13 protein-coding genes are annotated in these 17,925 nt (G+C 32.5%); all 13 read right to left on the minus strand.

Going from position 1 to position 17,925, the window contains the following annotated elements; translation table 11 throughout:
• The coding region (locus CD113_RS10905; protein WP_142380907.1) for an SdrD B-like domain-containing protein at positions 1 to 4,155 on the minus strand (4,155 nt) is incomplete at its 3' end.
• Positions 4,156 to 4,462: 307 nt separating this feature from the next.
• Positions 4,463 to 5,581 (minus strand): hypothetical protein, encoded by a 1,119-nt coding sequence (locus CD113_RS10910; protein WP_040801867.1) that lies wholly within the window; start codon positions 5,579 to 5,581, stop codon positions 4,463 to 4,465.
• A 24-nt stretch (positions 5,582 to 5,605) separates the two neighbouring features.
• The gene (locus tag CD113_RS10915; protein WP_002463554.1) at positions 5,606 to 6,739 is read right to left on the minus strand and encodes a hypothetical protein; all 1,134 of its coding nucleotides are present in this window, start codon (positions 6,737 to 6,739) and stop codon (positions 5,606 to 5,608) included.
• A gap of 445 nt (positions 6,740 to 7,184) precedes the next feature.
• Complete coding sequence (locus tag CD113_RS10920) at positions 7,185 to 7,775, minus strand: DUF4064 domain-containing protein (RefSeq protein WP_002464977.1); 591 nt, start codon at positions 7,773 to 7,775, stop codon at positions 7,185 to 7,187.
• 56 nt (positions 7,776 to 7,831) lie between these two features.
• A complete protein-coding gene (locus CD113_RS10925; protein WP_002464976.1) occupies positions 7,832 to 9,826 on the minus strand; it encodes an FtsX-like permease family protein in 1,995 nt (664 codons plus the stop codon).
• 1 nt (position 9,827) lies between these two features.
• Positions 9,828 to 10,577, minus strand: a complete 750-nt coding sequence (locus CD113_RS10930) for an ABC transporter ATP-binding protein (protein ID WP_002464975.1) — start codon at positions 10,575 to 10,577, stop codon at positions 9,828 to 9,830.
• A 106-nt stretch (positions 10,578 to 10,683) separates the two neighbouring features.
• Positions 10,684 to 11,574 carry a sensor histidine kinase gene (locus CD113_RS10935; protein WP_002464974.1) on the minus strand — a complete coding sequence of 297 codons (891 nt, stop codon included), beginning with the start codon at positions 11,572 to 11,574 and terminating at the stop codon, positions 10,684 to 10,686.
• Between the two features lie 5 nt (positions 11,575 to 11,579).
• The gene (locus tag CD113_RS10940; protein ID WP_002464973.1) at positions 11,580 to 12,245 is read right to left on the minus strand and encodes a response regulator transcription factor; all 666 of its coding nucleotides are present in this window, start codon (positions 12,243 to 12,245) and stop codon (positions 11,580 to 11,582) included.
• Positions 12,246 to 12,301: 56 nt separating this feature from the next.
• Positions 12,302 to 12,544, minus strand: coding sequence for a hypothetical protein (locus CD113_RS10945; RefSeq protein ID WP_002464972.1), 243 nt, complete (start codon positions 12,542 to 12,544; stop codon positions 12,302 to 12,304).
• 780 nt (positions 12,545 to 13,324) lie between these two features.
• Positions 13,325 to 13,426, minus strand: coding sequence for an SE2200 family small protein (locus tag CD113_RS10950; RefSeq protein WP_002464142.1), 102 nt, complete (start codon positions 13,424 to 13,426; stop codon positions 13,325 to 13,327).
• A gap of 120 nt (positions 13,427 to 13,546) precedes the next feature.
• Positions 13,547 to 14,002: a MarR family winged helix-turn-helix transcriptional regulator gene (locus CD113_RS10955; protein ID WP_002464140.1), complete on the minus strand. Its 456-nt coding sequence runs from the start codon at positions 14,000 to 14,002 to the stop codon at positions 13,547 to 13,549.
• A gap of 248 nt (positions 14,003 to 14,250) precedes the next feature.
• Positions 14,251 to 15,012 (minus strand): alpha/beta hydrolase, encoded by a 762-nt coding sequence (locus CD113_RS10960; RefSeq protein WP_002464138.1) that lies wholly within the window; start codon positions 15,010 to 15,012, stop codon positions 14,251 to 14,253.
• A gap of 118 nt (positions 15,013 to 15,130) precedes the next feature.
• The coding region (locus tag CD113_RS10965; RefSeq protein WP_103262356.1) for a fibrinogen-binding adhesin SdrG C-terminal domain-containing protein at positions 15,131 to 17,925 on the minus strand (2,795 nt) is incomplete at its 5' end.

Raw genomic sequence — 17,925 nt, forward strand, 5'->3', positions numbered from 1 at the left:
ACCGTTCAAAATATCTTGACGGCTAATTTCTTTGCCATCTCCATCTTTAACGATAATAGTTGTACCAATGGTGTTGCCTTGTGCATCTTTAATTGGCGCTTGCTCTACACTTGGTGTTTTTCCATCTTTGCCGTCGACACCATTTGTGCCGTCTTTACCATTGGCTCCTGTATCACCCTTATCGCCCTTGTCGCCTTTTTCACCTTTGGCTCCGTCTTTACCATCAGTTCCATCTTTGCCATTCAAGATATCTTGGCGGCTAATTTCTTTACCGTCTCCATCTTTGACAATAATTGTTGTACCAATGGTATTACCTTGTGCATCTTTGATTGGTGTTTGTTCTACTGTTGGTGTTTTACCATCTTTGCCGTCTGCACCATTAGCTCCATCTTTTCCATTCAAGATATTTTGACGACTAATTTCTTTACCGTCTCCATCTTTAACGATAATGGTTGTGCCGATAGTATTGCCTTGTGCATCTTTGATTGGCGTTTGTTCTACTGTTGGTGTTTTACCATCTTTACCGTCGACACCATTTGTGCCGTCTTTACCGTTAGCTCCTGTATCTCCTTTGTCTCCCTTGTCGCCTTTTTCACCTTTGGCTCCGTCTTTACCATCAGTTCCATTTTTACCGTTCAAGACATTTTGAGTACTTACAACATTACCATTACCATCTTTAACAACAATCGTAACACCAGTTTGTTCTCCCTTGTCATTTGTAATTGGTGTTTGTTCTACTGTTGGCGTCTTACCATCAACACCTGGTTTACCATCGACACCATCTTTACCTTTTGGAATAGTTATTGTTGAACCATCACTAAAGTTAACTACAGTATCTCCATTATTGTTTATATAACTATTGTCTATTGTTAAACCTTTAGGTTGTTGTCCAGGTAATTCTTTTGTCGAACCATCATTATATGTCACAGTATACGTATTATTGCCAGGATTATACGTAATGTTTGTCACGCCAGCATTATCATCTAAATTATATTCAAAAATAGCATTTTTAGAAGTATAAAGATGATCTCGTCGTACTTCTTCAAAGTAATAACCATTTACTTGTAATAATTTACTTTGATCTTTACCTGTTAAATCTGGATTGTAGCCTAATTGTTTATAAAATACGCGATCGCGTCCATCTTCACCTTGTTGCGCTAATTGAATGGTATTTTTTGGAAGTGATTTATTCTCACGCACTTCATTTTTATAGCTTACATCTTCAACAGTAATCTCATATTCATCCAAACTTGGTGCTGTGTTTTTGTATAAACCTAAATCATTTGAATAATCATTGTTTTGCAATACTAACTTTACAACTGGTCCGTTTGAATCGATGTTCGTATTACTTCCAACATTTGTTGGTGACAAAGTATATCCATCTGGTTCTATAAATTGAATAGTATAAGTGCCTTCTTCAATGTCATAAAATCCATATTTACCATCTCTATCAGTTACCGTATTAGCAATTGTACGTCCTTGGTCATTTTTCAATAACACTGTTACGCCACCAATACCCGCTTCTCCAGCATCTTGGATACCATTTTTATTACTATCGTTCCAAACGAAATCGCCAACATTATATTTATCTTTTTTAATAAATCCACTATCTATCGTGTTGTTGTCTGCAAAATTAATAGTTGCTGTTGATTCTAAACCATTTGAATCTAAAGCATTATTGGTCCCTTGATTGGCTAATGTTGCTTTATAACCAGCTGGCGGTTGGAACGTTACTGTATATGTGCCATTTTTTAAGTTAGTAAATAAATATTTACCATCACCATCTGTTGTCGTTTGATCAATCACTTGACCCTTACTGTCTTTTAAAGCAACAGATACACCGGCAATGCCTTTTTCATTTACATCTTGAATACCATTTTTATTAGTATCTTCCCAAACATAATCTCCAAGTTTATATTGGTCATTGCGGAAGAAACCACTATCAATCGTATAGTTATTAGCATTATTAACAGTTACTGTTGTTGTTTGACCATTTGAATCTAAAGCAGTATCTGATCCTGCTGTAACAGGTGATGCAGTATAGTTACTTGGTGCAGTGAAGTCAATTTTGTATGTACCATTTGGTACGTTTTTAAACAGATATTTACCATTCGCATCTGTAGTTACACGATCAATAACAGTACCAGTTGTAGCATCAGTTAATTTGACATAAACGTTTGCGATACCCTTGCCACCGTCATTTTGAATACCATCTTGATTCGTATCTTCCCAAACATAATCTCCAATTTCATATGTTAATTCAGTACCATTAGCAGTAGATGTACCGCTTGATGTACTATAACTATTCACTTTTTTTACACTCTCTGGTCTATTATTTTTATCTAAACCTGTTAAAGTATATGAAATTTTATCTGAATCTGCGTTCCCAGTCCTTGTCATCACTTGAGATACAATATAGCGTTTATTTTGAGCTATATTTCCAAAGTTGATTGTAGCTTGTGTATTGTCATTGTTTGTTGTTATAGCAGATGCAAATGATGACGTCACATCTTTTAGTTTGCTAGTATCACTATAATTAGGTGTGAAACTATCAACCATTGCAGATGTATCCAATACTTCATATATTTTAAAATTATTTTTATCTAATGTGAAACCATTAAGATCTGTCGTTAATTTCGTATTATAATGAATTGATCCTGGTTGGTTAACATAGGTAACCATATTATATTGTTTGTTATTAGAGTAGCTTGTTGCAGAAACAAGTACATCCGATTTATTATTACCATATTCTACCGCTATATTATTAGTAACTGATTGATTACCATACGTTACAGCCATAGGATAAACTGTCTTATCAGTTGTGGCATTTTCACGTTTAGCAGAATTAATACTTGTAAATGAACCTTTAATATCCTTATATTGATCTACATAATTAGTGAAGGTATATTTAATGGTATTAGATGCCTTATCATAATCACCACGTGCAACGATATCTCCATCAACACTTTTCAAATCTACATTTCCTGGTAAATAATCAATTCCTCCACCTGGTCTAATATAGTCTCCATATTTTACAGTAAAGTAGTCTCCCTCTTTAACTGTATTATCAATTTGATAATTCCCTTTAATAATAATGTTATCAGCTGATGTTATCCACACATCTGGATTACCATTTAGCGTACGACCTTGTGTCGTAGTCATTGTTAAATTAGTAAAATTCACTTTATCATTGACATTGGTACCTGACGGTGTCGGTGTTGCAAAAAACATTCTAGTTTTAAATTTTGGACTAACAGGTGTTGGTGTCGTTGAAGTTGAAGCTGATGCTGGTGTTGCCGCTAATGCTATAAAAGGATCTAAGCCAAGTTTAGAATTAGGATTCTGTAAATCTTTTTGAATCGTTGTAGCTAAAATAATTTGATCTAACTGTTCTTTAGATAAATTAGAAATATCATTTTGAGATTTCACATTTTGAGCAACATCAGTTTGTACATTTTTATCAACACCTAAATCAGCTACTTTATTGGCTGCATATTGTTCTTTTTTAGTTGTTGTATCATTCGTCGATTGAGCTGGTTCATTGTTTCCTGATGTGTTCTGTTGATTTGTGTCATCTTGATTAGTTTTCACAGTTTTATTTTGTGCTTTTTGACTATCATTGACCTTTTTATCATTTTGTTGATTTTGGTCGGTATGTTGGTCATGAGATGAATTTGCTGTGTCTTGTTCCGTAGTTCCCTTGTTTTGAGCAGGTGATTCTGCTTTGTTATTAGTTGTCGATATGTCATTATTCGTATTGACATTATCTTTATTTGTTATCTTTTTGTCTTCGTTTAACTTTGTATCATTTTTATTAGTTGTTTCTACTTTTTCATTAACTGTGGATGCTGTTGTGTTAGAAGTTGGTGACTTAGTTGTAGTATTTTGAGTATCTGAAGTAGTAGCTTGCGTTGTATTGTTTGATTGTACATTAGAAGTCGTGTTATCCGTGGATTGATTAGTTGAATCAGTATTTGGAGAACTCTCAGATTGAGTTGTTTCTGCCGCTTCGGCTTCTTGGTGTCCTAAAATAAGTGATGCTCCTACTAATATTGAAGCAGTACCTACCGTGAACTTTCTGATTGAATATTTATTCAATCTATTGGGCATAAAATCTAGGCGCGATCCTACATTGTTCTTCTTTTTGTTTGACATATGTTTCCTCCTAAATAACAAATTATTACTTATATGTAATTTTCATTATTTGTTAATATAGTTATCATAATGTCTTTTATTATTTTGCGCAAGATAATTTTATAAAATTATTTTTCGTATAGTAACATAATATACTTTAATAGAGTTTAGCTTTATTTAAAAATTTACAAATTCAAGTCTTTTATAATTAATAAAAGATATAGTTAATTTTATTGCTCTTTTAAAAAACAAAAAATACTTCTGAATATATTTGAGTACAAATAAATATCCAGAAGTATTAATTTAACTTACAAACTTATATATCATTTTATGAGTCGCGTTGTTTATTATTGTAATATCTTAACCGTTGTCTATAGCCGTAAGTACTTTCTTTAACTTTTTGGTCATCCAGCAAACCTGCTCCAATTGCACCGGCAACAGTTGAAATTGATGTAGCAAACCACGGAATACTTAAATATAAATCCGGTCCAGCTGCATGTCCTAGTTTGACTTGTTGACCTAAAAAATCAGATGGTAATAAAATAATTTCAGCTGTTAAAAATAACATATAAAGTACACAATAGTAGATGATAATTGCTACGAATAACGTCATAATTGTTGTCAGATTATATAACCAAATGATTCTTTTATGCTGACTATTGTTATTAGGTTCCCATAATTGATGTGCCATAACTATCCACAATAGCATACCTATAATAGCTATTATCGAAATACTAAATAGTCTTATCATTGAAAATTCATTAGCCAGTTGCCACATTGTTGAAAATACCATACCAAATGCCCCGGTTGTAAAAGCAATTGCTACAATATTACTAAAACTAATCATCATTTTAAGTGGATTATTAGCAAACGTCATGCCACTAATCAATCTAAACATACCCATAATGCTTGAATTAGCGATATATCTAGTATGCTTAGACTTTGTTTCATCTAAATATTGTTTAGCTTTAGTAACCTTTGCTAACGGAAATTGTTTATTCATTGTATGTTTAATATGATTATTAGCATCATAATCTTGATTAGCTAAATTAGATTGATGTACATTCCTTATGATACTGACAATTGTATTCGTCATTCTTTTTTTGATTGGTCTCCAACCAAATGACGGATAAGATATAACAGCAACTCCCTGTTCATTATTTATATCTAATGCCATAACATGACCATTAACAAACATTGGTAAATCGGTTATCGCTATGACATAATGCCACGCTTTTTCTTTGTAATAGTTAGTAATTTCGTTATAAATATCATCGACAGTTTCAGCAAATCCTGTTAACGGATCAACGACTAAATCGGTTTCCCACGAGACGTTACTATCAATTTCATCAATAAAAATATCTGGTAATTCAGCTGTTAACTGTTGCCCCAATTTCTCAGTTACACCTGGTGCTACAACAAGTCCTACTATTATTTTTTGAGTCACAACACCCATCCTTATCCTGATTACTCATTCATTACTTTGATCGTTACTACTAGTATTTTTTTGTTTTATTTGCTTTTTATTATAATCAAACTGTTGTTGTTCATCTTCTTCTGCTTGCTTATAGCGATAATATTGGCGATACGAATATGTTAAACGTCTTATTTTCTCTTCACTTTCAACTGTAGACCCCATGGCACCTGCTAATAAACCTAATGATGAAACAAACCATATTAATTTTAAATAATTACTAAAAGTGTGTGCGGAGGTCGCAGTAGTCCAAGCATTAAACAAACGATTAGGAACAAATAATGTAACGCTAATCGATAGTAATAAATATAAAATTGCATAACTAATAAATGTAATTACCATTAATGTTAATAACGTAGTGATATTGTAAATTGTTCGATATATCTTTTGTGAGTCACTAGTCTGTCTCTCAAATAATTGATGCGCATATAATAACCAACACGACATACCAACAATTGCAATCATCATTAATATGATAAATCTGATAGGCGAGTATATCACGCTTAGTTGCCACGGCATTGAAAATATAGCTACATAAGTACCCGTTGCAAAAGCCACTGAAATAATTTTTTTGAAATTTGTGATGGCTTTCCATGGCTCATTTGCTCTTGTTAAGCCGCAAATCAATTGAATCCAAGCAATAACGAATGTCGCATTAATATATCTATATTCGCTTTCATTATGTTGTGTTGTATTTTGAACTTTTTTAGTATGTGCAAGTGGATGAATCTTTAATTGCTGATCACTTTCGTTATTCACAAATTGTGTCATTAACGAACTAATCATCTTCGTTAATTTATGTGTGATATTTAAAAATCCTAATGAAGGTAAAGAAATATACGCAGTTGCTCGACTATGATTAACATCGCTCACAACAATCTGACCATCACTAATATTAGGCAAATCAATGATACCAATAGCAAAGTCCCATTGTTTATTTGCTTTAATATTGGCAATTTTATCCATCCCTTTATCAATATCTTCTGCGGTACCGATCATCATGTCGACAACAACTTCAAAATGCCAATCATCATATTGTAACTGCTTCAGTTTATGTTTAACTTTTGGAATGATTCGCTCTGCATAGTGATGTGCTACGCCAGGTGATGATATAATTCCAATTTTATACATTACATACCTCTTTCTTGAAAATACTTAATTTTAATACTAATTTATAACAAGAATGGACAAAATGTTTTTTGAGAAAATTATTTCTTAGATACCCATCCTAGTCATTTAGAGCTAGTTAGAGTTTCTGCTATCTTGATAGCTAGAAACTCTTATGCAGTTTATTATGAAGTAATAAACTGTAAACTTTTTTTATAGCAATTGTAATCCTTTTGCAACGGTTTCTATTCACTCCAACAAGACTAACTAGAGTTATATAGTGTTGATTTAGCAATATTTTATCATTTAGACAGTTACTGCTTGTGACACTATATTATGTAGATATCCCTTTTTGTCTCTAGCTATTCAATACATAACAAAACGCGATAGCATGTTGTGATGTTTTTCTATCGCGTTTGATGTATCTCTTTAATATTTATGATGTTAAATCATTTTTCAATCGTTAGTGTTAATATTTATAAGGATCTTGTTCTTTTTTCTCTTTTAAGCGTTGACGTTCTGTTTCAATAAAGTCTTCGTGTTTCACATGAGTACTTTGATTGTTATTTTGATTCATATATGTTGACTCACTATTTGAATAACTATCAGTTTTATTGTCACTATCACTGTACCCATCATTATTATTACTATTTCTAAATTGTTGTTTAGGTTTTCTAACAATCAACATAATACCCGCAACAATATAAAGCATACCGGCAATAAATGATGTTAAAAATGTTATGACACCGGCAATGATTAATAATGAACCTGACGTTTTAACCTTTTTATTGATAACAAAGACGCTAATGATTGCTAGGATGAAAGAAACGATTAATAGAACTAGTCCTACAATAACTGTTATCGTTAAAATTTGACTTAACTGTTCCATTGAAAACATATCAGTGACGTTAGGTTGTTGCTGTTTAACCTGCTCTAACATTTCATTTTTTTGTTCGCTTGATAAAGTTTTAGGCAAAATTAAAATAGTTGTGATGATGGATAATAGTTGAAGTACAATGCCTATCCAAACCATTACACGTTCTGTTGTACGATTTACCATATAATGACCTCCTTAACTTCAATGTATTATTTATTTTTACGTGATATCATTCATTTTCACTTATATTGTTTAAGCATAGCTACATAAATGCTTGATGTTAGCCAATAAATCAGTGTGTACAACAAACTTACAATTATTATAACGATGATATAGCTCGTTATTAAATGATTAATATTGGAAATGCCTATCATGATGAGTACTGTATGAATAATTTTAAGCGCAAACACACTATGAACGATTGCCATAATCATTGGTATTGAAAAAATCCATCTTATTTGACTATGTATCATTGGCTTAATCTTGTCTCTTGCCAATCCAACTTGTTGCATGATTTGATAATTTTTTTGATCTTCATAGCCTTCAGAAACCTGTTTATAATAAATCATTAAAAATATCCCTATCATTAAAATGATTGATACTAGACCACCCATAAATATAAGACCACTACTTAAATTATTCCAAAGCATTGTAATTTCATTTTTCGATGCAATGCTAATTTTATATTTGTCTTCCAATTGATTGATAGTTGCTTGAGATATAGATTCATGATTGGCAGTATTAAAGTTTATCGTCGTTGATATGTCATTATCCGATTGATTAAAATACTTCAATATCTGATGACGTTGTTTATCATTTTTGACAATGAATGCCATACTGTCTTGAAAGAGCACAATATTTAAATTGTTATTTGTGACAGGTTTGATACTATACTTGTGATGATTTAGACTGACTTCAGTCTTACTTTTAAATAATGGAACATATGTTATCATACCCAATTCATTGTTTTTCAAATCAATAGGTTGATGATATTTATTGTAATCTTGCATAGTCAATACTGTTACCATCACAGTTTTGTTACCAAATATGACATCGTCAAATTTAATATAGTTTGCTGGATAGTTATTATGTTTGGGTTGCATAATCATCAACTGATTATCAAATTTAAAATTACTTCTAAATAAACTGGATTGATATATTTTAGGTTGATCAACATTCACATGTTTCTTGACATCTTTTAATAATAAATGAGCTGTATGCTGACTATGAGCTAGTGACTGCTGTTTACTATCTAATTTCACATCATAATCATTCGTCAATAATTTGTTCATTCCATTATCAATATCTCTATATGTTGTCATCGTCATTGTTAAAGTCACAATTAAAAATGTACACAACAACGCTATCGTCGCTAAACTAATTGCATTGACTTTCAAGCGCTGTCTCAAACCAATTAATACTAAGAAATATTTAGGATGATAAAATAGCGAAGTTATTTTCTGAAAAATAAGAATGATTCTATCACTCAATCCTATAAACAAGGTGTAAGTGCCAACAATAACACATAACAAAAGCAACCATATTTTCATAAATGAATCAAACGTTGTGTGATCTTGTAAAGCAATACAATAACTGGCAACCAATAACAGACTGCCTATAGTAATTAAGATATAGCTTAACCATCGTGATAATGTCTGTTGTCCAGTATCTCGTTGCTGTAGCATCGGACTTTGAAACCTAATTTTAATTAAATTAAATACTAAAACAATCACCATAGTTATTGCAATAATAATTAGCGTAATCATCATCGCAGTTGTATTAAATGGGTAAGCCGCTAACGATACATCTTGTTCTCCCATTAATTTTTGAAATATTAAAAAGAATAATGCTCCAAATAAATAGCCTCCCACAATACTAATTAAAGTAATAAGGCAAAATTGTATTAACATTTCGATAATGACTATACTATTAAGGTCTTTCCTACGCATTCCTAACATCATATATACAGAAAACTCTTGCTTTCTATATGTCATCACAAAGTGATTAGCATAAGATATAAACACAAGTGCTAAAAATGCCAAAAATATATTGCTAATAACAATAAAGACAACTAATAAATAATTAATCTTTTGAATATAATCATTAAATATAACAGAAAGTAAAATATATTCAATCATGAATAAACAACTTATCGCTATAACGAATGGAATAACAATATGACGCTGTGATTTAAAATAGCTTCGTATAATTTTACTCAGTAAGTGCGCCTTCATATTAGTCACTTCTCCCATTAATAAGTGCCAAACTGTCGGCAATCTTTTGTCGAAACGTCATCTGCGTTTCATCACCACGATATATTTCATGAAAGAGTCTGCCGTCTTTAATAAAAATAACTCTACGAGCATAAGAAGCATCAATATTGGAATGTGTCACCATTAAAATTGTTTGCCCATCGCCATTAATGTGTTGTAATAATCCCATTACCGTTTTAGACGTTTGAGAATCTAAAGCACCTGTAGGTTCGTCAGCTAATAACAACATAGGTTGTGTAATTAAAGCTCTAGCAATCGCTATACGTTGTTGTTGTCCTCCCGAAATCTCTGTAGGATATTTATCTAAAATATCAGTAATATGCAGTTGATTACTTAAATATTCTAAGTTTTGAATGATTGATTTGTAGGATTGATTAGCTAAAATCAATGGCATGATAATATTTTCTTTATTCGTCATATTAGGTAAAAGATTAAATTCTTGAAAAATAAAACCGATTTTACGTTGGCGATATCGTGCAATATCTTTACTTTTCAACTTACTTAGATAAATATCATCTACAATAATATCTCCCTCAGTTAAGTTATCGTATGATGCTATCAAATTTAATAAGGTAGACTTTCCCGAGCCAGATTCACCCATAATGGCGACAAATTCACCTTGTTGGACACTTAAATTCATATGATTGAGTGCAATGTTAGTATTCAAACCCTTGCCGTATATTTTTTTAACGTTATTCATTTCTAGTAACATATGAGCACCTCATTTCTATGCTACCTTTATTTTAAAACAAAAAAATACTAATAACATTTAAAATCATTAAAAAAATGTTATTAGTATCCTTACAAAAATGAAAGATTTACGTATATGGAAATTGAATTGTAAATGTCGTACCTACATCCACAACCGAATCAACAGTTACTTTATGATTGGTATGTGTTGCGATATTTTTGACAATAAATAAACCTATGCCACTAGCATTTGTTTGCGATTGACCATTATAGCCAGAGTAGCCTTTATCAAATATTTTAGGCAAATCTGCTTCGCTAATACCTAAGCCATTATCTTTAATATGTAATTGCTGTTTTTGTTGATCAAAATCAATCCAAATATCTTTACCTCTAGCATATTTTAATGCATTATTAATGATTTGTTCAATCATAATAGCAATCCATCTGATATCAGTTAAGACTTTGTCGTTACAAGGTTGATAATGTATCTTTGTTTGCTGTTCAATAAATTGTATAGTGTATTTCATAATAATAGGTCTCACTAAATCGTTAATTGATATTTGTGACAGTGAAATATCCGCCTCTTCATTTAACAATTTCAAATAACTCAAAGTTAAACGCGTATAATTATCTATTTGTATAAGTTCCTGTCGCACACGATTAATAACTTTTGGATCATCTCTCTCCAGTAATAACTGTGCCGCAGTAATTGGTGTTTTCATTTGATGTACCCATGTTAAAAAATAACTTTCTATATTATCTTTATACTCGATTTGTGCATTTTTCAATTGATAAAGGGTTTCTTCCAATTCTTCATTGCGCTTTTTTAAATCTTCTCGCTTAACAAAATTTAAATACTTAATACCTAGATAAATAACCATTAATAATACAATCATGCTTGTTGTGAGTATATATGCTTCACTAGGTAAACGATATAAATAAAAAATCAAACCAAATAAAGCTAATATACTCAATGTAATAGCAAGCTGTTGTGTTATAGATTTTAAGAAATTTCTCATAAATTCTATACCTTATATCCAATATTTTTCTTTGTTTTGATAAAGTCATCAATGCCAATGGCTTTAATTTTTTTACGCAATCGTGTCATATTAACTGCCAATGTATTATCATCGATGAAATTTTCAGATTCCCAACACTTTTCGATCAGTGTCGTTCTACTAACGTATTTACCTTCATTTTGAAAAAGTAACTTTAATATTTGTAATTCAGTTAATGATAAATTGATACTGTCATTGTTGTAACTTATTTTTGCTTCGTCAACATATAACACACAACCTTTAACTTCTAGCTGATGGTTGATGATTGAAAAATCATAAGTACGTCGCAGTAGTGCTTGAATCTTCGCTATAGTCAGTGATAAATTGAAAGGTTTTTCAATAAAATCGTCACCACCCATTTGGATGGCCATGATTTGATCCATCTCATCTACCCGTGAACTAATAAATATAATAGGTACACTAGAAAATTTTCGTATTTCTTGGCACCAATGAAAGCCATTAAATGATGGTAGATTAATATCTAATAAAATTAATTGTGGTTGATACGCTTTAACTACTTTTATTATATGATTGAATTCTTCTACTATTTTAACTTCGTAATGCCATTTTTCTAATTCAATCGCTAAGCTTTCAGCAATGACAAAATCATCTTCAATTATTAAAATCTTCATAGATTTTTTCATTCCTTTATCAAATATGCCATTCTCGATTATAACGAAGTAAACTTTTAGTTTTTATCACTATTAGACTCTTGATGATGTAGTGCTTTAGCATCTACATCTTGAGGATTGTTCAAATGATCATTAGGTACTTCTTGTTGCATTTCTTTACTATCAATATCTTGAGGATTTTGCATGTATTGAGCCTGCTCTTTTTCTTGTTGTTTCTTTTTATTACGTCGACGTTCTTCAAAAATCGACATTACTATAAATAATATGATTAATAATGGGGATAACATTACTAAAATCATTTTATACACCTCATTCATTTATTATTTTTAATCATTCATATTACCTACTATTTTACATCTTTCTGAATGATGTTGTCATATATATCCCTTTTTCTTTATATTTTTATCGAAAATACATATCTACTCAAATATAGATGTTTACACTTGAATTATAAACGGATGATCAGGATAATAAACAATTTGCGATTGAAGAAATTTTCTAACATCATTATTACAAATTTCTTTGTAGTTTCGACTATCGTATGTATGATTGCTACATATAAACAATCAACAATATCGTCCCATTTGTTAGAGAACCATATAAATAAAGGTTCTCTTCCAAATTGGACTGATACATAATTATTTTTTAAGCCTCGCACCCCAGCTTGCACATTATAGTAAAAATTCTGTTGACAGAATTTTTCTTTGCTGGGGCCCCAATGCCCAACCTGCATTGCATGTTAGAGTTTCTGCTATCTTGATAGCTAGAAAATCTTATGCAGTTTATTATGAATTAATAAACTGTAAACCTATTTCAGATAACCAGTTTTTCTGTGTTGGGTCCCTTCCTAGGGTGCTGTCTCAGCCTGTAGTCTTCGACTAGCACTGTTGCCCAACTTGCATTTCATGTAGAAACTGTTTCACAGTTTCTCTGTGTTGGGTCCCTACCTCAGGAGTCTCGGCTTCAAAATAATTTTTATTTTAAATTATTCACTTTTTTATTTATCAGTCCTGAAAAATAGAAAACCTAAATAAAGTCCTGAGATTCTATTGTATCGTCTCAGGACTTTATTCGTCTTCTTAATATTCAATATTTGGAGCTTGGTTAACATGTGCTTGATACTTTTTAAATGCATAATATCCTGCACCAACTATAGTTAAAATGACTGCAAATTTTTTCATGTTCTTCAACCTTTCTCATTAATCTCTTAGGATTGTGATTAAATTATATGATTTTATTATACACTTTTTTAAATATATTTTAAATTTAAGCCTTACATGCTGGCCAAATCGTTAAATATATCAGTTGCCACTTTCATTTTTGATATGCTTGATATAATCAAACCCTGGTCTTCCCATAGCTAAAGCCTCCATCACATCATACCAATCTGTACCGACGTCTTGATAGATTTGTTGTAACAACTCGTCTTGTGCTTTGTTCAACTTAGCGATTAATTGTTGACCTTTCGCCGTTGTATATAGTTTTTTTACACGTCTATCTGTTTCTAATACTTCTTCAACAATTAATTCTTGTTCTTTCAATTTTTGTAAAGTTGCATGGGACCCTTGCTTTGATATTTCAAGAATTTCTAGTAATGACTTGATTGTAATACCAGGTAATTTATTAATAAAAAATAAAAAGCGATGATGTTGCCGACTCATCCCATATTGTTCAATAATTTCATCAGCTGTAGTAATAAATGTTTTATATGCGAAATAAAACAACATATGTTCATAATCATTTTTGTTTGTCGACACGATAACCGCTCCTTTCAACACAGTACCCATATTATAATAAAAATGGGTTAACAAGTCATACATATTCATTGTCAATACGCGTTTATGTTTCACGAGAAACAACTCGTATCATCATACGTTAATCGTCGAAAAATATTTATTATAATACGTTGTTAATATCTATTTCATTGATACTATCCAATGTTTACAACAATGATTTATCATAAAAACCTATCTATAATACTCGATATGTATTTCTCAGGAAATTTTTATGATTCAACAAACCATTCAATAGCACGTTTAATAGCGTAATCCCAATAAGCATAATCATGTTTCCCAGGTCCATCTTCAAATTGGTATGCAATATTATAAGATTTTAAATGCTCAATAAAATCTAAATTAACTTGATATAAGAAATCTTCTTTACCGCACATAATTAATAATTGAGGAATGTCTATGCCTTCACTAACAGCTTGTTGTAATAGATAGTATGGATCCAACTCTGTCCCTTTAACATTACTGTTATTACCAGTAATAGCTTCTTTTGAAAAATCATTCCAATCGATATCCATCAGCGTCTGTGCTTCAAATACTGCTGATAATGGTGCGGCTTTAGAAAATTTATCACTTTGTGTTAAAGCAAAACGTATCGTGCCATATCCTCCCATTGAATGTCCTGCAATAAAATTATCTTCTCTTTTAGTTGATAACGGGAATATTTGATGCACATAATCATAAACTTCTAAAATATAGTCATAGTAGCTATGTCCATAAGCCATATTAGTATATGCACTATGATCTACATTAGGCATAATGATTGCTAATTGATGTTCATTAGCATATCTCTCTATACTCGTATAGCGCATATATGTCGTTTCATCACTTGATAATCCATGTAATAACATCAGTGTTTTAAGTGGTTTAGCTTCTTGTTTTGAATCAAAAAAACTTCGATCCTCAGGTAATATTACTGTTAAATTTTGATGCATTCCTATAGTAGGAGAGCTATAGTTCATTGAAATATAGGCCATATGATTTGAACCCCTTCCTTAAAATCTTACTTTATTACATTTTACCCTTAATTTTAAAGTTAATAAAATATTTCTATAGCAAAGCCGGACATATTGAATGCCCGGCATGTTATTTGTCTTATTTAATTGAATCTTTGTTGTTATTTTTACGTCTTCGTAATAAGAATAATGAACCTAATGCAGCTAATAATCCTCCAAATAACGTTCCATTGTTAGAAGTCGAGTTATCATATCCAGTTTCTGGTAAAGCTTTAGCTATGTCATGTGTAGGTTCACCATGTCCTTGCTGATGAGGTTGTCCAGGTGTACCATCTTGACGCCCAATATCAGAATCGCTATCTAAGTCGGAGTCACTATCCGAATCGGAATCACTATCCGAATCGGAGTCACTGTCTGAATCCGAGTCGCTGTCTGAGTCCGAATCACTGTCGGAATCGGAATCGCTGTCTGAATCTGTGTCACTGTCTGAGTCAGAGTCACTGTCGGAATCGGAATCACTGTCTGAATCTGAGTCGCTGTCTGAGTCGGAATCACTATTCGAATCGGAGTCACTGTCTGAATCTGAGTCGCTGTCCGAGTCGGAGTCACTGTCTGAGTCCAAATCACTATCTGAGTCGGAGTCGCTATCTAAATCGGAATCGCTGTCTGAGTCAGAATCACTGTCGGAATCTGAATCGCTGTCTGAGTCTGAATCACTATCTGAGTCGGAGTCACTGTCCGAATCAGAATCGCTATCGGAATCGGAATCGCTATCTGAGTCCGAATCACTGTCTAAATCCGAGTCGCTGTCTGAGTCCGAATCACTGTCGGAATCTGTGTCACTGTCTGAGTCAGAGTCACTGTCGGAATCTGTGTCACTGTCTGAGTCAGAGTCACTGTCGGAATCTGTGTCACTGTCTGAGTCGGAGTCACTATCTGAGTCAGATTCACTATCTGAGTCAGAGTCACTGTCTGAGTCGGAGTCACTGTCGGAATCAGAATCACTATCCGAATCGGAGTCACTGTCTGAATCTGTGTCACTGTCTGAGTCGGAGTCACTATCTGAGTCAGAGTCACTATCTGAGTCGGAGTCACTGTCGGAATCTGAATCGCTGTCTGAATCTGAATCGCTATCGGAATCCGAGTCACTATCTGAGTCGGAGTCACTGTCGGAATCGGAATCGCTGTCTGAATCTGAATCGCTGTCTGAATCTGAATCGCTATCGGAATCCGAGTCACTATCTGAGTCGGAGTCACTGTCTGAATCCGAGTCGCTGTCTAAGTCAGAATCACTGTCGGAATCGGAATCACTGTCTGAATCTGAATCACTATCCGGGTTAACTGGTGGTTCTGGATCTACAACTTCTTCTCCATCAGCTGTACCTCCACCATTTTTCACTACATTTTCATTATTCCAACCAAATGCACTAAATCCTTGTGATGAGGTTGGATCAGCATTTTCTTCTATCACTTGGGTCTTCAAATTCTTACCCGAGTTATCATAATGTCCATCAACAACGACTACATAAGTTTTGTTAATATCACCAAAATGAATTGTCGCCATATTTTCAAGATTATATGAAATTTTATCTTGGAAATTATCAGTTACATCAACTAAATTACTATCATTCGGATTTACTGCGTAACTATCTGAAATTTTTGAAGCATCTTTTACTTCATAAATTTTTATTTTAGTATCTCCAGCATTTACCTTACCGCTGCTGTCCTCAATCTTATCTTGATATCCTTTAATATACACCCAAGTATTATCTAATGTATGTGCTTTAGGATTCACATATACAGTTTGATTGTAAGTATTTTGACCAGAACTCGTATCTATACCAATAATTTGAGATGTTATATTAGCACCATTTGCTGCCTCTTCACCTTGAGCTGGACTACTGTATTGTATATTAATTTGATTGTTAAATACTTCTCCAGCAATATCGATATTGGCATCATATACACCTGATTTAGCTGCATTTTGTCTATCTGTAAATAATGGCAGTCCTAAATTACCTTTAACATTTGTCTTATTGTTGACAAAATCCGTGAAGACAAATTTATACGTCTTACTAACTGTATCGTAGGTTGCTGTCGCTACAACATCTCCTGCAGCATTAGTAATATCTTTAATAGGCATCGTATTATTGACATTAGAATAATCAACATCTCCATTACCAGTTAAACTACTTGGTAACTGCATTGTAAAATAGTCCCCAGCTTTTACTTCGCCATTAACTTTAAAATCTGCATTCATAAACGTATTGCCACTTTGGTTTGGATCAAATGTATGAGTTGCTAAATTAAAATTACTAGCAGTCACTTGATCGTTAACATTTGTTCCAGCTACATCTGCTGCTAACACATTGAACCTTGGTGACGTCGCCAAACTACGTATCATTGTTCTCGGTTTGGTAGCTTTAATTGGTTCTCTAGTCCCATTATTCATGGTTTGTGATTGATTACTTTCAATTGAAGGTGTATTCATTTCTGCTTTGACAAGGTGAATATTGTTTATGGCATCTTGATTATTAGTGGCTAATGTATCTTGAGAGTTAGATTGTGATTGTTGATTGTTTGTTGTATCACTATTTTGTGGAGTTGTTTGTTGTGGTATGGATGTTACTTTAGGTTTTGTTTCGTCAGTTGTTGAAACACGATTGCTTGGTGCTTTATCTTCTATACCATTTATTAACGTTGATGCATTATTATGTTGATCATTAGGCGTTGAACGTTGTTCAACATTAACATCATTTTTTAAATCTAAATCACTCGATTGTTGATTCACATTATTATCATTCGTTGTAGTTAATATATTGTTGTCACGTTGACTTGTGCTTTTTTCAGAGTCTTTATTAGCATTGTCGCTGAATGACTCCGTCGTTGCATCGGTTGTCTCTGCGGCATTAGCTTGATGATTTCCTAGTCCAA

It is taken from the genome of Staphylococcus simiae, from assembly GCF_002902085.1.
GTDB lineage: Bacteria > Bacillota > Bacilli > Staphylococcales > Staphylococcaceae > Staphylococcus > Staphylococcus simiae.